Origin of the sequence: Streptomyces sp. NPDC058964 (assembly GCF_042741275.1) — a bacterium.
GTDB lineage: Bacteria > Actinomycetota > Actinomycetes > Streptomycetales > Streptomycetaceae > Streptomyces.
Genome location: NZ_JBHYKH010000004.1, coordinates 1 through 22,688, shown reverse-complemented (window position 1 = coordinate 22,688; position 22,688 = coordinate 1). Strand labels below are relative to the sequence as shown.

Genomic DNA, 22,688 nt, shown 5'->3' with positions numbered 1-22,688 from the left:
CCCCTCGTCGACTTCGCTCCGCCGCCGTGCGCACGCCCGCCGCCGTCATCCCGCGGTCCCGCTGCCGGGCACGACGGTCGGCAGGTCGGCCGTGCCGAGCGAGAGCTGCTGGATCTGGTCCTGGTCGAGCGCGCCCTGGAACGCCCATACGTCGTCGATGGCGCCGGACCAGTTGTCGCCCCAGGTGCCGGCCGTCTTCGCCCGGCCGATCTGGAGCGTCTTCGCCGCGTTGAAGCCGAGCGTGTTGTCGGCCCAGGAGACGTGGTCGGTGCAGGCCGGGTCGTCCTGGGTGCCGTCCGCGTCGTCGTCGGCGCAGACGAACTGCTCCAGCTGGCCGTTGACGTAGAGCTTCACCGTGTCGGCGAACGCGTCGTAGACGAGGGCCAGGTGGTTCCACCCGTTGGCGCTGTAGTCGTCGAAGAGCGTGCTGTCCGCCGTGGCCTCCTTCGCCGACGTGCTGTCCGAGTCCGGCATGGTGATCCGCCAGCGGCCGGTGGTGATCGGCGTCGACGAGTCGCCGTCGTCGGGTCCCGGCTCGTAGCCCAGGACGAACGCGCTGTTGACGGAGCCCTCCTGGCTGAGCACGGCGCCCGGCTGCTGCGGGCGTCCCGCCGACGCCTGGGCCCAGGCGGTGACGGTGAAGCTCTGACTGGTGTCCACCGGCACCGAGCCGGTGGCCGCGTAGTCGTTGCTGCCGTCCAGGGTCAGCGCCCCGGAGTCCACCCAGCCGCCGCCGGTGCCCGCCCCGTTGTACAGGGTGACCGGGCGGTTGCCGGTGGAGGCGTCCGGCGAGGTGAGCGGGGTGCCGGAGGCGGAGTCCAGCTTCCAGCGGCCCTTGACCACCGGGTGCTGCTTGAACAGGTTCTTCACCTCGTCGCCCGAGATCACCCGGTCGTACATGCGGACGTCGTCCAGGTCGCCGCGGAAGAAGCCGGTCGGGGCCGCGGACCCGTTGCCCGCCGCGCCGAGCGTCACATGGCCGGTGGCCGTCCAGGGCGTGGTGAAGGCGGTGGTCGCCTTGAGCACGCCGTTCACGTACAGCCGCAGTTGCTGTGCGTCGGAGTCGTAGACGCCGACCACATTGCTCCACTCGCCGAGGTTCGCGGCGGCGCAGTTGGTGTTCGCCGGGCAGGCGTTCTCCTGTGCGCGCACCACGGCGGCGTCGGCCGAGTCCGCGGTCTCCCGCATGAACACCCAGCCGCCGAGCGCCGTGGAGTGGTACAGCTCGAACCCGCGGGCGTTGGTGCTGCTCTGGGTCATCACGGTCATGGCGCGGGCTTCCTTGTCCTTCGGCAGCCTCGCCCACATCGACACCGAGAAGCTGTTGCTGGTGTTCAGCAGCGGCTGGCCGGTCTCGGCGTAGTCGTCGGTGCCGTCGAAGCTGAGCGCCGTGCCGTCCGCGCCCGCGCCGCCGAGGGTGGCCCCGCCGTGCAGGTCGGCCGCGAGTGTCTGGGCCCGGCCGGTCAGCACCGCCTTGTCCGCCGTCTCGTCCAGGGGGAAGACCGCCTTGGCGGGGCGGCCGCCGCTCTGCACGGGTTTCTTGGCGGCGAGCGTGGAGACCTGGCCGTCGGACAGCTGGTAGTCGAACAACTCGATGTCGTCGAGGTCGCCGGGGAAGAACCCGTGCAGCTGGCCGTAGTTGCGGGCGGCGCCGATCAGCAGCGGCCCGCGCGCGTCCCAGGGGCTGGTGTAGTCGCTGGTGGCGACGAGCGTGCCGTTGACGTACAGCTTGAGCTTGCCGCTCGGGCCGTTGTAGGCGCCGACCAGGTGGGTCCAGGTGCCCAGCCGGCTCGTCACGCAGCCGGTGTCGCCGGCCGCGCAGGCGGGTTGCGAGGCGCGGACCACGCCGGTGCCGGAGGCGTCGACGGTGTCGCGCAGGAAGACCCAGCCGTGCGAGGCGCTGGAGTAGTACAGCTCGAAGCCGCTGTTGTTGGTGCCGGCCTGGGAGACCACGGTGACCGCCGTGCCGGGTTCGGTGCTGGGCAGCTTCGCCCACGCCGAGACGGTGAAGCTGCCGGCGGTGTTGAGCACCGGGGAGGCGGTGGCGGCGTAGTCGTCGGTGCCGTCCAGGTGGAGGCCGGTGCCGGTGACGCCCTCACCGCCCGCGTGGGCGCCGCCGTTGAGCGTCGCCTCCCAGGCTCCGCCGGCGCCGCTGACCGAGCCGCTGCCCGAGGCCTCGTCCAGCTGCCAGGACATGCGCTCGGGCTGTCCGGCGCGCACCCGGAAGTAGTAGGTGCCGATGCTGCTGCCGTTGCCGGCGGAGTCGAAGGCCTGTGCGGTGATGTAGTTGACGCCGGACTTGGTCGGCATGAACTTCATGGTCTTGGCGCCACCGCCGGAAGTGGTCAGTGTGTTGGCGCTGGTCGGCTGGCCGTTGACGCCGAACCAGTACTTGGTGACGTCGGTCGCGGTGGAGTCGATGGTGAAGCTGCCGTACCGGCCCACGCCGTCCAGCCAGGGATCGTCGGGGTTCTCCGGGTCCGACTCGGGGTACTGCGCCGAGGCGATCGACGGCTCGGCGGGCACACTGGTGTCGTAGAGCACGGCGCAGTCCGTGGCGGAACCCTCGTACGACCACGGCGACCACTGGGCGCCGTCGTACGAGCGCACATGCCAGCCGATCTTGGTGTTCTTGGGGATGCTCGACGGCAGGGTGACCGAGAAGGACGAGCCGGAGGACTTGTACTTCGACAGGGACGAGGTCCAGCGCGCGGTCCAGCCCTTGCTGTCCCCGTTGTCCCACGAAGCCTGGAACTGCACGGCGATGTCGTCCTTGTCGGGGTCGCTGACGCCGTCGGCGCGCAGTGTCGGCAGGATCCGCACCCGCTTGGTGGTGGCGGAGCAGTCACCGCCGGGCTTCTGGCTGAGCTGGGACATCCTGATCTGTCCCGGCGGCCGGTTGTACTGCACCCGCAGCCAGGCGTCGTCGGCGAACCGTTTCCACGCGTACGGGTCGGTCTCGCTCCCGGCCCGCAGCCCGAAGGTGGTGGTCGCCCAGCCGTTGGCGGCCGCCTGCTGGACCGCGCGCAGCGCCCAGAACTCCACGTTGCCGCCGGGGCAGTCGCCGCTCCAGCCCTTCGCCTCGCTGCGCGTCTGCAGCAGGTCGGTCCAGAACGCGTCGTTGTCCTGGGAGTTCCAGGTCGTCGACTTCGAGATGCCCTTGGTGCGGTAGAGCTGTACGTCCGTCTTGTCGCAGCTGTAGGAGTGGGTCTCCTTGACGACGAACTCCGCGGACAGGATGGACTTGCCCGAGAACCTCGACGTCGGTACGGCGTAGAAGAGCCGCTTGACGTCCTGGGGCGCGCAGCGGGCGTCCCCGGCGCAGTAGCCCATGCCCGCGTCGGAGTCGCCGTTGAAGTGCCATTGGGGCGAGGACGCCCAGTACCGCGAGACCATCGTCCAGTTGGCCGCGCCGGGCGAGTACCACTGGGGGTCGATGTAGACCGGGTAGGTGGCGTTCTTCAGCAGCTTCCGGTCCGGGGTGAGGACCAGGTGGTCGCCCTTGGCCGGCACGTCCACGCCGAGCGGGGCGACCTTGGCGGACTCGCCGGGGCCGGGCTGCCCGTCGGCGGAGGCGGAACCGGAAGCGGAGGCGGGTACAGGGGCGGCGAACCCGGCCGTGCGGGCGGCCGCCTTGCGGTCGCCGCCCTGGCTGGAGTCCCACATCAGCGGCCGCGGCGCCTCGAACACCGCGCCTCCGGCACCGGAGTCGACCGCGGACAGGCTGCCGTCGGCGGCCTCGCGCACGGTCATGCCGTCCGCGTTCATGGCCAGCTTCAGCCGCGTGAGCTTCGGGTTCGCCGCCGCCTTGGCCGATTTCACGACCAGCACCTGCGAGATGCCGTCGATGTCGGCGCGTACCCGCAGGTCGACGTCCGGCAGGACCGAGGGGTAGGTGGCGGTGGCCCCGTCGAGCACCGGCTTGGGCAGCGTGGTGGGCCAGGTCAGGGCCAGTGTGCGGCCGGCCTGGTCCAGCCTGATCAGCGGCTCGTCACCGCCGCCGGAGAAGGCGATCCCCACCGTCGTGGCCGCCGGCGCCACCGTGCCGTCGGAACGGCGGTGCAGCGTGGTGTCGATGTCCTTCCAGGCACCGTCCACCCGCGTCCGCACGGGACGCATGTGCTCGATCGCCTCCAGCGTGCCGTCGGGCCGCGCGTAGACCTCGGCGGTCTCGCTGCGCAGCGCCGCGACCTCGACCCGCTTGCCGGAGCGCTTGGCACGGGCCAGCGCCGCGTCCTCCGCCTGGCCGCCGTCCCCGGCGGAGGCGGCAGGACCGCCTGCCGCGTGCGTGGCGGCGCCGGACACCCCGGGTGCGGCGGCCGCCACCGGTGACGACGTGAGCAGTCCGGCGACCAGGAGCACGCCGAGCGATGCTCCGAGGCCGCGCACGGACGGACGTCCGGACAGACGTCTCCCCTTCACGATCCCTCCCCCGTTACCTCTCGTGTCACTCACGACACGGACGGCTGGGGAATCTATGGGTCGTCTGTACGGGCGTCCAGACTGGCCAAATCGGTCAAACGATCATGGGTCTCCCAGGAGGACGCAAAGCCCGAACGGTGATTAACGTCACAGATGAATGTTGGGTGTTGACTCGGCGGACTCCAGGTGCCCGCCGAGCCAATCGCTATCGCATCAGTAGTCCCGCGCCCTCCGTCACGTCCTCCGACGGCACCGCCACCAGACCCAACTCCGCTCCGGAGGAGAGCAGTTGATGGGCAGGGAGAATGCGGACGGTGTAGCCGTAGGGGCCGGTGCGGTCGAGGGAGAGCGGGCCCTCGTAGACCCAGCGGCCCTCGAGATCGGATCCGCCCGCCGGTTTCAGGGGGACCGTCGTCGCGTCGGTGATGCGGTCCTCCGAGTCGACACGGCCGGAGACCGCCTGGACCTCGACGTCGTCGGGGCCGAGCTGGCCGAGGCCTACCCGGACGCGCAGGCCCAGCGTCGCCCCGAGCTCGGCGGTGGCGGTGGCGGACGTCGTCTCGACGTGATCGACCGTCACCCCGTGCCAGGCGGCGCGGACGCGGGCCTTCCAGACGGCCAGTTCGCGGGCCGCGTCCGGGGCCAGCGCCCGGTGGGCGTGGGCGGCGGGGGCGTAGAGACGCTCGACGTACTCGCGGACCATCCGGCCCGCCAGCACCTTCGGACCGAGCAGGGTCAGGGTCTGGCGGACCATCTCGATCCAGCGGTCGGGCAGGCCGGTTCGGCCGCGCTCGTAGAAGCGCGGGGTCACCCGCTGTTCGAGCAGGTCGTAGAGGGCGGCGGCCTCGACGTCGTCGCGGTGTTCGGAGTCCGTGCCCGCCCCGTCCGCCGTCGGGATCGCCCAGCCGAAGTCCGGCTGGAACCACTCGTCCCACCAGCCGTCCAGGACGGACAGGTTGAGGCAGCCGTTGAGGGCGGCCTTCATCCCGGAGGTGCCGCAGGCCTCCAGCGGGCGCAGGGGGTTGTTCAGCCAGATGTCGCAGCCCGGGTACAGCTTCTGTGCCATCGCCATGCCGTAGTCGGGCAGGAAGACGATGCGGTGGCGCACGCGCGGGTCGTCGGCGAACCGCACCAGCTCCTGCACGAGCCGCTTGCCGCCGTCGTCCGCGGGGTGCGCCTTGCCCGCGACCACGATCTGGATCGGGCGTTCGGGGTGCAGCAGCAGATCCATCAGGCGGTCGCGGTCGCGCAGCATCAGGGTGAGGCGCTTGTACGAAGGAACCCGGCGCGCGAACCCGATGGTGAGCACGTCGGGGTCGAGGACGCCGTCGATCCAGCCCAACTCGGCCGTGCCCGCACCGCGTTGCCGCCAGGAGGCGCGCAGCCGCTGTCGCACCTCCACGACCAGCTGCTCGCGCAGGTTGCGCCGCAGCTCCCAGATGTCCTGGTCCGGGATCTCCGCGACCACGTCCCAGCGCTCGGCGCCGCCGGCCGACAGCTCGTCCTCGGCACGTTCGGCGCCGAACCGCAGGGCGCCGAGGCGGAACACCTCCGGCGCCACCCAGGTGGGGGCGTGCACACCGTTGGTGACGGAGGTGATCGGCACCTCGTCGGGGTCGAACCCCGGCCAGAGCCCGGAGAACATCTCGCGGCTGACGTTCCCGTGCAGCAGCGAGACGCCGTTGGCACGCTGGGCCAGCCGCAGACCCATCACGGCCATGTTGAAGAGATTGGGCTCGCCGCCCGGGTAGGTCTCCATGCCGAGCCTCAGGATGCGCTCGACGTCGATGCGCGGGAGCTCGGCGTCGGGGCCGAAGTGGTGGGCGACCAGCTCCCGGTCGAAGCGGTCGATGCCGGCCGGGACGGGAGTGTGCGTGGTGAACACGGTTCCGGCCCGCACCGCCTCCAGGCCCGCGTCGAAGTCCAGCCCCCGGTCGCAGAGTTCGGCGATCCGCTCCAGGCCGAGGAAGCCGGCGTGGCCCTCGTTGGTGTGGAAGACCTCGGGCTCCGGGTGGCCGGTGAGCCGGCAGTACGTCCGTACGGCCCGCACGCCCCCGATGCCGAGCAGCATCTCCTGCAGCAGCCGGTGCTCGCTGCCGCCGCCGTACAGCCGGTCGGTGACCCCGCGTTCCCCGAGGTCGTTCTCCTCGACGTCCGAGTCGAGCATCAGCAGCGGGACGCGGCCGACCCGGGCCAGCCAGATCCGGGCGTGCAGCTGCCTGCCACCGGGCAGGACGAGGGAGACCTGGGCGGGAGTGCCGTCGGCCTCCTTCAGCAGTGCCAGGGGCAGCTCGTTGGGGTCGAGCACCGGGTAGTGCTCCTGCTGCCAGCCGTCCCGGGAGAGGGTCTGGCGGAAGTAGCCGTGCCGGTACAGGAGGCCGACGCCGATCAGCGGCACGCCGAGGTCGCTGGCCGCCTTCAGATGGTCACCGGCGAGGATACCGAGGCCGCCGGAGTACTGGGGCAGCGCGGCGGTGATGCCGAACTCCGGGGAGAAGTAGGCGATGGCGGCGGGCAGTCCGGCGGACTGCTCCTGGTACCAGCGGTCGCCGGTCAGATAGTCGTTCAGGTCGTCGGCGGCCGCGGTCAGGCGGCGCAGGAAGCGGCGGTCCTCGGCGAGCTCGGCGAGCCGTCCGGGCGGCACGCTGCCCAGGAGACGGACCGGGTCACCCTCCGAGACGGCCCATTGTTCGGGATCGACGGACTGGAACAGATCGCGCGTTTCCGCATGCCAGGACCAGCGCAGGTTGCGCGCCAGGTCACTCAGCGGCCAGAGGGGTTCGGGGAGAACGGGACGGACGGTGAACCGACGGATCGCCTTCACATTCCACCTCGGCGCGTTCGCTGGATGGACGCACGGCACTGTGCGCCTCGTCACAGCAGCACGGTACCGGTGTCGCCCTGAACCCCGCTGGGAGCTTCGCCGTCAAACACCGGCCAAACCGAATGGCGAGATCCGGCGACCGTGCCGGTTCGCCTCCCCAGGCGTTCTTGTGGCGTTCCGCCCCGCACGAGAGGCTGCCACCGGAGTGGAGGAGGGAACCGAACCATGGCACGGACGCGAACCCGGCGTCTGCGCCGGGCGGGAGGCCTGATCGCTGCCGTCGCGGCCGCGGTGCTCTCGGCCGCCACCCTGCCCGCGCGCGCAGCTCCGGAAGGGAACAAACCCGGCGCCGACGAGCCCGGCTCCGTCGGCGGAAGCTATCTGGTGACTCTGAGGGAGGGGACCGACGCCTCGTCCCGGGCGGGGAGGGGCATCGCCACGAAGTACGGGGCGGAAATAAGCCATATCTACGACAGTGTCCTCAACGGTTACGCCATCAGGACCGATCGGAGACAGGCGGGACTGCTCGCGGCCGACCCCCGGGTGGTCTCCGTGGTACGGGACAGCCGCGTGACGCTCGACCGCACCCAGCAAGACCCGCCGTCCTGGGGTCTGGACCGCCTCGACCAGCGGAAACTGCCGCTCGACAGGAAGTACGCCGCGCCCGGCCGGGCGGGCGCCGGAGTGACGGTGTACGTGATCGACACCGGGATCCGGATCACGCACCACGACTTCGGCGGCCGGGCGAGCTACGGCTGGGACTTCGTCGGCGGCGACGGATCCGCCGGGGACGGGAACGGGCACGGCACCCATGTCGCCGGGACCATCGCCGGAACCGGATACGGTGTCGCCAAGAAGGCCAGGGTCGTCGCCGTGCGGGTCCTGGACGACTCCGGCTCGGGCACCATCGCCCGGGTCATCGCGGGCATCGACTGGGTCACCCGGCACGCGCACCGGCCCGCGGTGGCCAACCTCAGCCTGGGCGGACGGCACAACGACCAGCTCGACGCGGCCGTACGAGCGTCCATCAGGGCAGGCGTCACGTACACGGTCGCGGCGGGCAACGACGCCCGGCCGGCCGCGGGTTACTCCCCGGCCGACGTGCCACAGGCGATCACCGTCGGCGCCACGGACCGGACGGACACCCGGGCCGCCTTCTCCAACTACGGCCCCGCTCTGGACCTGTTCGCCCCGGGCGTCTCGATCACGTCGGCCTCCTGCGCGAGCGACACCGGCCGGGCGACCTACTCCGGTACGTCGATGGCGTCCCCGCACGCCGCGGGCGCGGCCGCCCTCTACCTGGCCGGTCACCGCCGGGCCACACCGGCCCAGGTGGCCAGGGCCCTGGTGGCGGGCGCGGCGACCGGCAGGGTGTCCGGCGCGGGACCGGGCTCGCCGGACGAACTGCTGCAGGTGCCGTCGCCGTGATGGCCGAGTGCCGACGCCGGCCCCGTTCGCACCGGACGGGGCCGGTCTTGTGCGTAGACATACGCGTGAGTAGTTAACAAAGTGCCGGATTGCCCACCCGAATAGGGTGGGAAGGCTCCTCCGGTACACCCCACAGGTACACCCGCAGGACCCACCTCCCCACACCCATCCGCCCACACCCACGTTGACGCGGACAGGAGCGGTCATGCCCGCCAAGCACCACTCGTCAGCACCCCCGACAGGCAGCGAGAAGAGCACGAAGGGCGGCACCGGCGCGGCCGCCGGCACAACGGCCGCCGCGCCCCCGCCCGTACGCCCGGCCGACACCGGCCCCCCGCCGAAGGAGCAACCCTCCGCGCGCGGGGGCACGGTCGTCGGCCGCATACCCGTCCTCGACGTCCGCCCGGTCGTCCAGCGCGGATCCAGGCCCGCCAAGGCGGTCGCTGGAGAGACGTTCGAGGTTTCGGCCACGGTGTTCCGCGAGGGACACGAGGCGGTGGCCGCCAACGTCGTGCTGAGGGACCCGGAGGGCCGTCCCGGCCCCTGGACCCCGATGCGTGAACTCGCCCCGGGAACCGACCGCTGGGGCGCGGACGTCACCCCGGACCGGACCGGCCGCTGGACGTACACGGTGGAGGCGTGGGGAGATCCGGTCACCACCTGGCGCCACCACGCGCGGATCAAGATCCCGGCGGGGATGGACACCGAACTGGTCCTGGAGGAGGGCGCCCGGCTGTACCAGCGGGCGGCCGACGGGATCCCCGAGCAGGGTGGGAAACGAGACATTGTCCGCGGCGCGGTGGACGCCCTGCGGGACGAGAGCCGGCCGGCCGCCTGGCGCCTCGGGGCGGCGTTGGCGCCGGAGGTGGCGGAGGTGCTGGCGCGGTTTCCGCTGCGGGAGCTGGTGACCGCCTCGGAGCCGATGCCGCTGCTGGTGGAACGCGAACGCGCCCTGTACGGCTCCTGGTACGAGTTCTTCCCCCGCTCCGAGGGCACCCCCCAGCAGCCCCACGGCACCTTCGCGACCGCCGCCCGCCGCCTCGACGCGATCGCCGCGATGGGCTTCGACGTCGTCTACCTCCCGCCCGTCCACCCCATCGGCACCACCTACCGCAAGGGCCGCAACAACACCCTCGACGCCCGCCCCGACGACGTCGGCGTGCCCTGGGCCATCGGCTCCCCCGAAGGCGGCCACGACACCGTCCACCCCCGGCTGGGCACCCTCGAGGACTTCGACCGCTTCGTGGACCGGGCCCGCGGACTCGGCCTGGAAGTCGCCCTCGACTTCGCCCTGCAGTGCTCCCCGGACCACCCCTGGGTGCACAAGCACCCCGAGTGGTTCCACCACCGTCCCGACGGCACCATCGCCTACGCCGAGAACCCGCCCAAGAAGTACCAGGACATCTACCCCATCGCCTTCGACACCGACATGGACGGCCTGGTCACCGAGACCCTGCGGATCCTGCGCCACTGGATGGCCCACGGGGTGCGCATCTTCCGGGTGGACAACCCGCACACCAAACCCGTCGTGTTCTGGGAACGCGTGATCGCGGACATCAACCGCACCGACCCCGACGTGATCTTCCTGGCCGAGGCGTTCACCCGCCCCGCGATGATGCACACCCTCGCCCAGATCGGCTTCCAGCAGTCCTACACCTACTTCACCTGGCGCAACACCAAGCAGGAACTGACCGACTACCTCACCGAACTGTCGGGGGAGGCCGCCTCCTACATGCGGCCCAACCTCTTCACCAACACCCCCGACATCCTGCACGCCCACCTCCAGCACGGAGGACGCCCCGCCTTCGAGGTCCGCGCCGTCCTCGCCGCCACCCTCTCCCCCACCTGGGGCATCTACAGCGGCTACGAACTGTGCGAGAACACCCCCCTGCGCGAAGGCGGCGAGGAATACCTCGACTCCGAGAAGTACCAGCTCAAACCCCGCGACTGGGCCGCCGCCGAACGCGAACACCGCACCATCGCACCCCTGATCACCCGCCTCAACACCATCCGCCGCAACCACCCCGCACTGCGGCAGCTGCGCGATCTCCACTTCCACCACGCCGACAAGGACGAGGTGATCGCCTACAGCAAACGGACCGGCTCGGACACCGTTCTGGTGGTCGCCAACCTCGACCCCCACCACACCCAGGAGGCCACGGTCTCGTTGGACATGCCGCAACTCGGCCTGGACTGGCACGAGTCGGTGCCGGTGCGTGACGAACTCACCGGCGAGACCTATCACTGGGGCAGGGCCAACTATGTGCGCCTCGAGCCGGGTCGGCGACCCGCGCACGTCTTCTCGGTTCTGCGACCGTCCACCCCGCAGATCGGAGGGTCACCCACAAAATGATCGTCAACGAGCCCGTCCCGGACACCTTCGACGACACTCCCGTCAAGGACCGGGACCCGGATTGGTTCAAGCGTGCCGTGTTCTACGAGGTCCTGGTGCGCTCCTTCCAGGACAGCGACGGCGACGGCATCGGCGACCTCAAGGGCCTGACCGCCAAACTCGACTACCTCCAGTGGCTCGGCGTCGACTGCCTCTGGCTGCCGCCCTTCTTCAAGTCCCCCCTCAGGGACGGCGGTTACGACGTATCCGACTACACGGCCGTCCTGCCCGAGTTCGGCGACCTCGCCGACTTCGTGGAGTTCGTCGACGCCGCCCACCAGCGCGGCATGCGCGTGATCATCGACTTCGTCATGAACCACACCAGTGACCAGCACCCCTGGTTCCAGGAGTCCCGCACGAACCCCGACGGGCCCTACGGCGACTACTACGTCTGGGCGGACGACGACAAGCAGTTCCAGGACGCGCGCATCATCTTCGTGGACACCGAGGCCTCCAACTGGACGTACGACCCGGTCCGCGGCCAGTACTACTGGCACCGCTTCTTCTCCCACCAACCGGACCTCAACTACGAGAACCCGGCGGTCCAGGAGGAGATGATCTCCGCACTGAAGTTCTGGCTGGACCTGGGCATCGACGGCTTCCGCCTGGACGCGGTGCCCTATCTCTACGCGGCCGAGGGGACCAACTGCGAGAACCTGCCCGCCTCCCACGAGTTCCTGAAGCGGGTGCGCAAGGAGATCGACTCGATGTACCCGGACACCGTCCTCCTCGCCGAGGCGAACCAGTGGCCGGAGGACGTCGTCGACTACTTCGGCGACTTCCGGAGCGGCGGCGACGAGTGCCACATGGCCTTCCACTTCCCCGTCATGCCCCGCATCTTCATGGCCGTGCGCCGCGAGTCCCGCTACCCCGTCTCCGAGATCCTCGCCAAGACCCCCGCCATCCCGGCCGGCTGCCAGTGGGGCATCTTCCTGCGCAACCACGACGAACTCACCCTGGAGATGGTCACCGACGAGGAACGCGACTACATGTGGACCGAATACGCCAAGGACCCGCGTATGCGCGCCAACATCGGCATCCGCCGCCGACTCGCCCCCCTCCTCGACAACGACCGCAACCAGATCGAGCTCTTCACCGCCCTGCTGCTGTCCCTGCCCGGCTCCCCGATCCTCTACTACGGCGACGAGATCGGCATGGGCGACAACATCTGGCTCGGCGACCGCGACGCCGTGCGCACCCCCATGCAGTGGACCCCCGACCGCAACGCCGGCTTCTCCTCCAGCGACCCCGGACGCCTCTACCTCCCCACGATCATGGACCCGGTCTACGGCTACCAGGTCACCAACGTCGAGGCCTCCATGTCCTCCCCCTCGTCGCTGCTCCACTGGACCCGCCGCATGATCGAGATCCGCAAGCAGAATCCCGCCTTCGGACTGGGCTCGTTCACCGAACTCACCTCCTCCAACCCGGCGGTGATCGCGTTCCTGCGCGAGTACGAGGACGACCTGGTCCTGTGCGTGCACAACTTCTCCCGCTTCGCGCAGCCCACCGAACTCGATCTTCGGGTCTACGACGGACGCCATCCCGTCGAGCTCATCGGCGGGGTCCGCTTCCCCGCCATCGGCGAACTGCCGTACCTGCTGACCCTTGCGGGCCACGGCTTCTACTGGTTCCGGCTCTCCCGAGTCGCATCCCGCATCGGCCGACGACGCTGAGCGCACGGCGCCGAGGAAAGGACGCGTCACCATGGCGAACACCGTCTCCGTCCGGCCGGAACAGGGGACCGGTCTCGACCGGCCCATGGCCTCGCTCGCCGGTCTGCTGCGCGAATGGCTGCCCCGCCAGCGCTGGTTCGCGGGCAAGGACCGGCCCGTCACGGACCTCACGGTGCTGTCCATAACCGAGCTGTTCCCGGGCTGTCTGCATCTGCTCGTCCACACCGGGCAGGCCGGGGTCCCCGCCCCGGTGGGCACCCCCCCGGACGGCGACTGCTACCAGCTGCTGCTCGGTGTGCGCGAACGTCCGACACCGCGGCTGGACCGGGCGTTCATCGGCCGGGCGCACGAGGGTCCGCTGGCCGGTCTCGCGGTGTTCGACGCCCTGTACGACCCACGCTCCGCCGAGCTGCTCCTGGAGCGGCTGCGGCAGCCGGGCTCGGCGGGCCCGCTGCGTTTCGAGGCGGATCCGGCCAAGCGCGTGCCCGGCGGACTCGCGCCGCGTCTGCTGGACGCCGAGCAGTCCAACTCCTCGCTGGTGTACGGCGACTCGTACATCCTGAAGGTCTTCCGGCGCATCCAGCCCGGTGTCAACCCCGACCTGGAGGTCCCGCGGGCGCTCTCCGCGCAGGGCTGCACGCGCGTGCCCGCGCCGGTGGCCTGGTTCGGGACGACGGAACCGTGGCCCGCGACGCTCGGCGTGCTCCAGCCGTTCCTGCCCGACGCCGATGACGGCTGGACGCTGGCGCTGTGCGCGCTCGCCCGGGGCGACGACTTCACCACCGAGTCGCACGAGCTCGGGCGGGCCACGGCCGACGTGCATATGGCACTGGCCACGGCCTTCCTGCCGGGAGTGCACGACGAGAACGGCCGTACGGCGGAGGCGATGACGGCGCGGCTGGAGGCCGCCGTGCACTGTGTGCCCGCGCTGCGGCCGTTCGTGCCGGGACTGCGCACCGCGTTCGGCGCGCTCGCCACGTGCGACACCGGCCCGCCCGCCCAGCGCATCCACGGGGACCTGCACCTCGGGCAGGTGCTGCGCGCGGGCCACGATTGGTTCGTCATCGACTTCGAGGGCGAGCCGTCCCGCCCGCTGACCGAGCGGTGCAGCGCCCAGTCCCCCTTGCGGGACATAGCCGGCATGCTGCGCTCCTTCGACTACGCGGCCCGGCAGCGCCGCCCCTGGCGCCCGGAGTGGGCCCGCCGCTGCCGGGAGGCGTTCTGCGCGGGCTACGCCGCCCGCGCCGGGTGGGACCCACGCAAGAAGCACGCCCTGCTGCGTGCCCACGAGACCGACAGGGCGGTGTACGAGGTGCTCTACGAGGCCCGCCACCGCCCGGACTGGCTACCGGTTCCCATGGCCGCGATCGAGCGGCTCGCCGTACGGGGAGGCTGACCTCATGGCACTGCGCGACACTTCGCTCCCCGAGCCCTCGGGCCCGCTCACGCCCACCGTCGTCCCGCTGGACCCGGCCGACCGTGAGAGCCTGCTGACGGGCGCCCACCACGATCCGCACGCCCTGCTGGGCGCCCATCCGGTGCCGGGCGGGACCGTCTTCCGGGCGCTGCGCCCGTTCGCCCGTGCGGTGAGCGTCGTGGTCGACGGCGTGCGCAGCGGGCTGGTCTCCGAGGGGGGCGGCCTGTTCGCCGCCGTACTGCCCTACGACGCGGTGCCGTCGTACACGCTGCTGGTGGAGTACGAGGACGGCGAGCAGGAGGTGCACGACCCGTACCGCTTCCTCCCGGCCCTCGGCGAGCTCGATCTGCATCTGATCAGTGAGGGCCGGCACGAACAGCTGTGGAAGGCGCTCGGTGCCGAGCCGATGACGCACCAGGGGGTGACCGGCACCCGGTTCACGGTGTGGGCGCCGAACGCGCGGGGCGTGCGGGTCGCCGGCGACTTCACCTGCTGGGACGGCACCCAGTACCCGATGCGTTCGCTCGGCTCGTCCGGGGTGTGGGAGCTGTTCCTGCCGGGCATCGGCGAGGGCACCCGGTACAAGTTCGAGATCACGTCCCGGTACGGGGGCCGGTTCCTCAAGGCCGACCCGATGGCGCGGCGCGCGGAGGTACCGCCGAACACCTCCTCCGTCGTGCACGCCTCGCACTACGAGTGGGGCGACGGGAAGTGGATGGCCCACCGGGGGGACACACCGGTCCACGAGGCCCCCTTCTCGGTGTACGAGATCCATCTCCCCTCCTGGCGGCCCGGCCTGACCTACCGCCAGCTCGCCGACGAGCTGCCCGCGTACGTCAGGGATCTCGGTTTCACCCATGTCGAGCTGATGCCCGTCGCCGAGCACCCCTACGGCCCGTCCTGGGGCTACCAGGTCACGTCCTACTACGCGCCGACGTCCCGGCTGGGGACCCCCGACGACTTCAAGTACCTCGTCGACGCCCTCCACCGGGCCGGCATCGGTGTGATCATGGACTGGGTGCCCGCGCACTTCCCCAAGGACGACTGGGCGCTGGGACGGTTCGACGGGGATCCGCTGTACGAGCCCGGGGACTCGCGGCGGGCCGAGCACCCGGACTGGGGAACGTACGAGTTCGACCTGGGCCGCATCGAGGTGCGCAACTTCCTGGTGGCCAACGCGGTCTACTGGTGCGAGGAGTTCCACATCGACGGCCTGCGCGTGGACGCGGTCGCCTCGATGCTCTACCTCGACTACTCGCGCGACTCCGGCCAGTGGACGCCCAATGTGTTCGGCGGCCGGGAGGACCTGGACGCGGTGGCGTTCCTGCAGGAGATGAACGCGACCGTGTACCGGCGGGCGCCGGGTGTGCTGACCATCGCCGAGGAGTCGACCGCGTGGGACGGGGTGACCCGGCCGACGGACAGCGGTGGTCTGGGCTTCGGGCTGAAGTGGAACATGGGCTGGATGCACGACTCGCTGGAGTACATCCAGCACGAGCCGGTGCACCGCAAGTACCACCACCACGAGATGACGTTCTCGATGGTCTACGCCTACAGCGAGAACTACGTCCTGCCCATCTCGCACGACGAGGTCGTGCACGGCAAGCGCGCGCTCGTCTCCAAGATGCCGGGCGACTGGTGGCAGCAGCGTGCCGGCCACCGGGCCTACCTGGGCTTCATGTGGGCCCACCCCGGCAAGCAACTCCTCTTCATGGGGCAGGAGTTCGCCCAGGGCGGCGAGTGGTCCGAGGCCCGCGGTCCCGACTGGTGGCTGCTGGACCCGGCCTACGGCGCCGAGGCGGACCACCGCGGCGTCCGCGACCTGGTCCGCGACCTCAACGCCGTCTACCGCGCCACCCCGGCCCTGTGGCAGCGGGACACCGACCCGGCCGGCTTCCGGTGGATCGTCGGCGACGCCGCGGACGACAACGTCTTCGCCTTCCTGAGGTTCGACGGGCGCGGGACCCCGCTGCTGGCGGTGTCCAACTTCTCCCCCGTGGTGCGTCACGACTACCGCCTCGGCGTCCCCGGCGACGTCCCCGCCTGGCACGAGGCCCTCAACACCGACAGGGTGCGCTACGGCGGCGGCGACGTCACCAACGACGGGCGGCTCGTGCCGGACGACGGCGCGCTCCGGCTCACCCTGCCGCCGCTCGCCACGGTGTGGCTGGTCCCGGCCCCGGTTGAAGGCTGACCGGTCGGGGCAGTCGGGGAAGGTGCGCACCATAGGAGTGGAGGAGGAACTCCTCCTGGTCGATCCCGGAACCGGGGAGCCCAGGGCGGGGTCCGCCGCCGTGCTCGCCCGTGCCGGCCGGGACGGGCCGGGCGGGGAGGTGTTCGAGAAGGAGTTGCACAGCCAGCAGTTGGAGTTCGCCACGCATCCGCAGTCTCAGCTGGGCGAGCTGGCCGCGGAGATCGTCCACTGCCGTCGCCGGGCCGCGCGGCTCGCCGGGGAGAGCGGGTGTGCCGTCGCCGCGCTCGCCACCTCACCGCTGCCCGTCAGCCCCTCGGTCAGCGCCAACCGCCGCTACATGTGGATGGCGGAGCAGTACGGCATCGCCGTGAACGAGCAGATGGTCTGCGGCTGCCACGTGCACGTGGGCGTGGAGTCCGACGAGGAGGGGGTGGCCGTCCTCGACCGGATCCGGCCCTGGCTGCCGGTGCTGACGGCGCTGAGCGCCAACTCCCCTTTCTGGCAGGGCAAGGACACCCGGTACGCCAGTTATCGCAGCCGGGTCTGGCAGCGCTGGCCGTCGGCCGGACCGACCGAGGTCTTCGGATCGGCCGAGCGGTATCACCGGCGGGTGACCGACATGATCGCCACCGGCACTCTCCTCGACGAAGGCATGGTCTACTTCGACGCACGCCTGTCCGAGCGGTACCCGACGGTGGAGATCCGTGCCGCGGACGTGTGCCTGCACGCGGAGACCACCGTCCTCGTGGCCGCCCTGACCCGCGGGCTGGTGGAGCAGGCGGCGCGTGCCTGGCGGGCCGGCACCGAACCGCCGGAGCGGAGCGTGAGCCTGCTGCGGCTGGCCGCGTGGCGGGCGGCGCGGTCGGGGCTGTCCGGGGAACTGCTGCACCCGCTGACCATGCGGCCGGCCCCCGCGGAGTCGGTGCTGCGGGACCTGTTGGAGCACGTCGCGCAGCCGCTCGCCGACCACGGTGACACGGACCGTGTGCGCGCGGCGCTCGGCATGCTGCTGCGCCGGGGCAACGGCGCCCGGGTGCAGCGCGCGACCCTGGAGAGCACCGGCAGCCTGCGGGAGGTCGTCGCCGAGTGCGTGCGGCACACTCAGCTCGTCCGGTCCTGAATTGTGCTGCTTCGGGCCACCCCCGGACACGTATAGATCATCAGTGGGCGACGACTTGCCCGTTCCCGGCACCAAACGGCGCCCCCTGGGCTACATTCGAGCACCGCCGACCACTGTACTGGTCGGCAGTGTCACCCTCCGTACATCCCGGGAGCAGCGCATGCGCGACCTCGCCCTCGCTCCGGCGGCGGTTCCGCCCCTCACCGGCGGACTCGCCGACAGCGTCTTCGACATGGCGGTCCGCAACCCCACCCTGCCCGTGCTCGCACGCCGCCCGGACAGCGCAGCCACCACCTGGGAGGAGGTGACGGCGATCGAGCTGCGGGACGAAGTGGTCGACGTGGCAAAGGGGTTGGTGGCCTGCGGGATATCGCCGGGCAACCGGGTGGCCGTCATGTCCCGGACGCGGTACGAGTGGACGGTGCTGGCGCACGCGCTGTGGGCGGTGGGCGCGGAGGTCGTCCCGATCCATCCGGCGTCGTCCCGGGACCAGGTCGAGTGCATCCTGCGGGACGCGCGCTGCGTGGCCGTCGTGGTGGAGGACGAACAGGGCGTCATGACGGTCGGCACCGTATGTACCGTACTGCCGCAGCTGCGGCACGTCTGGCAGCTGGACGCCGGGGCGCTGGCCCAACTGGCGGAGCGGGGCAGGTTCATCCCGCTGACCACGGTGGAGTCGCTGCGCCGGATCGTGCTGCCGGACTCGACGGCGGCCATCGCCTACACGTCGGGCACGTCGGGCCGCCCGATGGGCTGCGCGCTGACCCACCGCAGCCTGGCCCATCCGTGCGACACGCTGCTCGCGGGCTGGGCGCACACCGCGGCGCCCCCGGGAGAGCAGCCCTCCGTCCTGGCCTTCCTGCCGTTCTCGCACGTGTACGGGCTGATGATCCAGGTGATGTGCGTGCGCGGCGGCATCCTCATGGGCCACGAGCCGGACATGACCGAGGCCGCCCTGGCGTCGGCCCTGCGCAGCTTCCGGCCGACGTACTTCTACGCCGTGCCGTCGCTCTTCGAGAAGCTCTACAAGACGTTCCTGAGGACTGCTCAGCAGTCGGGCCGGGGTGCCCTGTTCGAGCGGGCGGCGGAGACGGCGCGGGACTTCGCCGAGGCCGAGGAACGGCGACGGCTGGGCACGGGGCCGGGCCCCGGCTTCGACCTGCGGCTGCAACACGCCCTGTACGAGCGGACGGTGTACCGCAGGCTGCGTGCGGTACTGGGGGGAAGGGTGGTCCGGGCCACCTCCGGCGGGTCGTCGCTCAACCGTGAACTGTCGCTGTTCTACGAGGGCATCGGCATGTATGTGCACGACGGCTACGGGCTGACCGAGGCCAGTGGAGGCATCACCATGCAGCCGCTGGGCCGGGAGAAGTCGGGCACCGTGGGGAGGCCGCTGCCGGGCATGGACGTCCGGGTCGCCGACGACGGGGAGATCCTGGTGCGCGGCCCGGCGGTGTTCCAGGGTTACGTCAACGACGAGGCGGCCACCCGGACCACGCTGCGCGGGGGCTGGCTGGCCACCGGTGACATCGGGCGGCTGGACTCCGACGGCTATCTGACGATCACGGGCCGCAAGAAGGACGTCATCGTCACCAGCAGCGGGAAGAGCGTGGCCCCGGCACCGCTGGAGCAGCGGCTGCGGATGCACCCGCTCGTCCACCAGGCGGTGGTCGTGGGCGACGACCGGCCCTGCGTCGGGGCCCTGCTCACCCTGGACCCGGAGTACCTGGCGCACTGGCGGACGGCCCTGACGCTGCAGGCCGACACGCCCGGCCGCGAGGCGCGGGAGGACAACGCGCTGCGGGAGGAGCTCGCGCGGGCCGTCGCCGCGGCCAACAGTGCCGTGTCACGGTCGGAGTCCATCCGGGTCTACCGGGTGCTCCCCGAGCCGTTCGACCCCGCCAACGGGCTGCTGACACCCTCCCTGAAGCTGCGCCGGGACGCCATAGTGCGGCACTACGCGGCCGAGATCGACGCGATGTACCAGGCCCGGAACCGGACCGCGCACCGGCCGGCGCCGGAGGAGCCGGCCGACTGGGACGACTCGGACAACGTGTTCCGGTGAGGACTTCCCTCCCGTGGGACCTCGGAGCGACGGGAGAAGCGAGAGCGACGAGGGCAGTCCCGTTCCCCGCGGGGCTGGGGAAGGCGAGATGCCGGCCGGGCCGCGCAGCGACGACACACCTCCGCCGGAGGAGGCTTACGAACGTATGTTCTCTTTCCCGGGCGAGCTGCGGAACGTGACGGGTACGCGCATCGCCGCGGAGGAGTTCCTCTGCGGCCTCGCGCGCACGTCACCGCCGGCCACCCCGGAGTACTGGGACGACATCCTGCTGGTCGTCACGGAGCTGGCCGCCAACGTCGTCCAGTACGCCCCCGGCCCCTTCGAACTGCGGATGCGCCGCACCTTCGACGGCGTGCACGTCACGATGCACGACTCCAGCACCGTCACGCCCGAACCACGGCCGTTCCGGCCCAGCTCGGGCGGCGGCGGGATCGGCTGGCACCTCGTGCACACGCTGTGCCACCAGGTCAGCGTGGTCGTCACGGACGACGGCAAGGATGTCCACGCCTTCCTGCCCTGGTGACGGCCGACTCGGCACGGTCCGCGGTCACCCCGTCGCCCGGCGGTCACTCCGGGCGGTGCGCGACCACGCCGAACATCGTCACCGACATGTGCAGCGCGCCCTGCTCGGCGGCCTCGGCGAGGCCGGCGTACGCCGTGTCGCGCTGGGCCTCGGTGAGCAGTCCGCGGCGCACCGCGGACTCACCCAGCATCCGGATGAGCGGCCAGGCGACGGACCGGTGGTCCTGGAGCAGTGCCTGGGACCCGCGGTCGTCGACCACCAGCCCGGCCGAGGCCAGCTGGCCGACCAGGCGGCGCCCCGAGTACGGGTTGGCGGCGCCGGTGAGGGCGCCCGAGGTCAGCGCGCTCAGGATCTCCGGGTCACCGGGGTGCAGGACGGTGGTCGCCCAGTCGGTGTCCAGCAGTGCCACACGGCCGCCGGGGCGCAGCACCCGGGCCATCTCGGCGACGGCCCGGTCCGGTTCGGCGAGATGCTGGAGCACACGCTCGCACCAGACCACGTCCACCGAGGCGTCGGGCACCGGCAGCGCGAGGGCATCACCGTCCATGAAGCGCGCCCGACTGCCGGCCGCCCGCTCCTCGGCGACCGCGCGCAGCCAGGGGTTCGGTTCGATGCCGAGGGCCGAGCCGGCCGAGCCGGCCGCGGCCGCGAGCTCCCGTGTCCAGGAGCCGGTCCCGGAACCGACGTCCAGCGCCCGCTCGCCGTTGCCGACCTTGAGCACCTCGTGCGCCCACGCGCGCAGCCGTCGTACTCCGGGGTTGGCGTCCTGGGCATCCAGGGCGCCGATCAGCGGTGCCGCCGCCGCGCGATCGCGTGCGTCGATGTTCCGCGTCTGAAAGCCCGAACCGGGCCGTGTCTGCGCCATGGCGCGCACTCTACGGCCAAGATGTTCACCACAACGGCCACTTTCCGCCACACCAGGAGTCGAGGCCGTCGCGACCGCCGCACGTCCCGGGACGGGAACCCTCGAACCGCCACGGGCACGCCAGTACACCGCATATCCGTGCGCCTCGCGGGTTACCCGGAGTCGTGAAGGGGCATGCTGGTGCCCACGCGTTCGTCTGTCCGCCGGACCCGACTGGCGGAACGGCTCGGGGCACGGTGGGATCGATGTGGTGCGAAGCAGCGATCCGGGGGCATGCGAACGGCGTCGAGTCGGACCGCCTGGAGCCGCAGAAGGGATGGACAACGTGACACGACCCAGGATCCTGGTGATTGGCGCCGGTTTCGCCGGAGTGGGATGTGTTCGCCGCCTGGAACGCAAGCTCGCCCGCGACGAGGCCGACGTCACCCTGGTGACGCCTTTCGCCTACCAGCTCTATCTGCCTCTGCTGCCCCAGGTCGCCTCGGGCGTGCTCACGCCCCAGTCGATCGCCGTGTCGCTGCGCCGGAGCAAGAAGTACCGCACCCGGATCATCCCGGGCGGTGCCATCGGCGTGGACCTTAGGGCCAAGGTCTGCGTCATCCGGACGATCACCGACGAGACCGTCAACGAGAAGTTCGACTACATCGTGCTGGCGCCCGGCAGCGTCACGCGCACCTTCGACATTCCCGGCCTGACCGAGCACGCCTTCGGCATGAAGACCCTCGCGGAGGCCGCCTACATCCGCGACCACGTCATCTCGCAGCTCGACCTGGCCGACGCCAGTCACGACCCGGCCGAGCGTGCCTCGCGGCTGCAGTTCGTGGTGGTCGGCGGCGGGTACGCGGGCACCGAGACCGCCGCCTGTCTGCAGCGGCTGACGCACGCGGCCGTCAAGCGCTACCCGCGTGTGGACCCCGGTCTGATCAAGTGGCACCTGATCGACATCGCGCCCAAGCTGATGCCGGAGCTGGGCGACAAGCTCGGCCGCAGCGCCCAGGAGATCCTGCGCCGGCGGGGCATCGACATCTCCCTGGGCGTGTCCATCGCCAAGGCGGGCCCCGAGGAGGTCACCTTCACCGACGGCCGGGTTGTCCCCACGCGCACCCTGATCTGGACCGCCGGTGTGGTCGCGAGCCCGTTGATGGCCACGCTCGGCGCGGAGACGGTGCGGGGGCGGCTCGCCGTGGACGCCGAGATGAGGCTCCCGGGGTACGACGGTGTCTTCGCCCTCGGCGACGCGGCCGCCGTCCCGGACGAGGCCAAGGGCCAGGAGGGCGCGATCTGCCCGCCCACCGCCCAGCACGCCATGCGCCAGGGCAGGAAGGTCGCCGACAACGTCATCGCGACACTGCGCAACCAGCCGCCACAGCCGTACGTGCACCGGGACCTCGGGCTCGTCGTCGACCTCGGCGGCAAGGACGCGGTGTCGAAACCGCTCGGCGTGGAGCTGCGCGGTCTGCCCGCGCAGGCCGTGGCCCGCGGCTACCACTGGTCGGCGCTGCGCACCAATGTCGCCAAGACCCGCGTCATGACGAACTGGCTGCTCAACGCGGTCGCGGGTGACGACTTCGTGCGCACCGGCTTCCAGTCGCGCAAGGCGACGCGGCTCAAGGACTTCGAGCACACCGACGCCTATATGACGCCCGACGATGTGCGGGCGTACGTGGAGGGGCGCGGCGACGCCCCGGCGGGCTGACCCCGTCGCCGGGCGGGGGGGGCGGGGGCGCCGCCCCCCGCCCGGCGCCGCGGGGCGCGGGCGCGC

The 22,688-nt window shown here is 71.4% G+C and carries 12 protein-coding genes; 9 read left to right on the top strand and 3 right to left on the bottom strand.

The genetic code is table 11. From position 1 onward, the window contains the following. Nucleotides 1–45: 45 nt before the first annotated feature. Nucleotides 46–4,422, bottom strand: coding sequence for a LamG domain-containing protein (locus ACFW2E_RS00875; protein WP_384459278.1), 4,377 nt, complete (start codon nt 4,420–4,422; stop codon nt 46–48). Nucleotides 4,423–4,627: 205 nt separating this feature from the next. After that, a complete protein-coding gene (locus ACFW2E_RS00870) occupies nt 4,628–7,246 on the bottom strand; it encodes a glycosyltransferase family 1 protein (RefSeq protein ID WP_384459275.1) in 2,619 nt (872 codons plus the stop codon). 225 nt (nt 7,247–7,471) lie between these two features. Here ACFW2E_RS00870 and ACFW2E_RS00865 point away from each other — a divergent pair, with 225 nt between their 5' ends. From ACFW2E_RS00865 to ACFW2E_RS00830, 8 genes are all read left to right on the top strand, one after another. Continuing rightward, entirely contained in the window at nt 7,472–8,674 is a 1,203-nt protein-coding gene (locus ACFW2E_RS00865; protein ID WP_384459272.1) for a S8 family peptidase, read from the top strand. A gap of 205 nt (nt 8,675–8,879) precedes the next feature. Next, on the top strand, nt 8,880–11,027 hold the full coding sequence (locus tag ACFW2E_RS00860) for an alpha-1,4-glucan--maltose-1-phosphate maltosyltransferase (protein ID WP_384459269.1): 2,148 nt from the start codon (nt 8,880–8,882) through the stop codon (nt 11,025–11,027). Then, nucleotides 11,024–12,742, top strand: a complete 1,719-nt coding sequence (gene treS, locus ACFW2E_RS00855) for a maltose alpha-D-glucosyltransferase (protein ID WP_384459266.1) — start codon at nt 11,024–11,026, stop codon at nt 12,740–12,742. The genes ACFW2E_RS00860 and treS overlap by 4 nt, the downstream gene beginning before the upstream one ends. A gap of 31 nt (nt 12,743–12,773) precedes the next feature. Further along, on the top strand, nt 12,774–14,138 hold the full coding sequence (locus tag ACFW2E_RS00850) for a maltokinase (protein WP_384459263.1): 1,365 nt from the start codon (nt 12,774–12,776) through the stop codon (nt 14,136–14,138). A gap of 4 nt (nt 14,139–14,142) precedes the next feature. Next, complete coding sequence (gene glgB, locus ACFW2E_RS00845; RefSeq protein WP_384459260.1) at nt 14,143–16,353, top strand: 1,4-alpha-glucan branching enzyme; 2,211 nt, start codon at nt 14,143–14,145, stop codon at nt 16,351–16,353. Nucleotides 16,354–16,375: 22 nt separating this feature from the next. Beyond that, complete coding sequence (locus ACFW2E_RS00840; RefSeq protein ID WP_384459257.1) at nt 16,376–17,473, top strand: glutamate--cysteine ligase; 1,098 nt, start codon at nt 16,376–16,378, stop codon at nt 17,471–17,473. Nucleotides 17,474–17,633: 160 nt separating this feature from the next. Further along, nucleotides 17,634–19,538: an AMP-dependent synthetase/ligase gene (locus ACFW2E_RS00835; protein WP_384459254.1), complete on the top strand. Its 1,905-nt coding sequence runs from the start codon at nt 17,634–17,636 to the stop codon at nt 19,536–19,538. 88 nt (nt 19,539–19,626) lie between these two features. Beyond that, a complete protein-coding gene (locus ACFW2E_RS00830; protein WP_384459252.1) occupies nt 19,627–20,061 on the top strand; it encodes an ATP-binding protein in 435 nt (144 codons plus the stop codon). Between the two features lie 43 nt (nt 20,062–20,104). On the opposite strand, the gene ACFW2E_RS00825 is transcribed toward ACFW2E_RS00830, so the two are convergent. After that, nucleotides 20,105–20,926: a methyltransferase domain-containing protein gene (locus tag ACFW2E_RS00825; protein ID WP_384459249.1), complete on the bottom strand. Its 822-nt coding sequence runs from the start codon at nt 20,924–20,926 to the stop codon at nt 20,105–20,107. Between the two features lie 316 nt (nt 20,927–21,242). Between ACFW2E_RS00825 and ACFW2E_RS00820 the strand changes: the two genes are divergently transcribed. Beyond that, complete coding sequence (locus tag ACFW2E_RS00820) at nt 21,243–22,622, top strand: NAD(P)/FAD-dependent oxidoreductase (protein WP_384459246.1); 1,380 nt, start codon at nt 21,243–21,245, stop codon at nt 22,620–22,622. Nucleotides 22,623–22,688 lie beyond the last annotated feature (66 nt).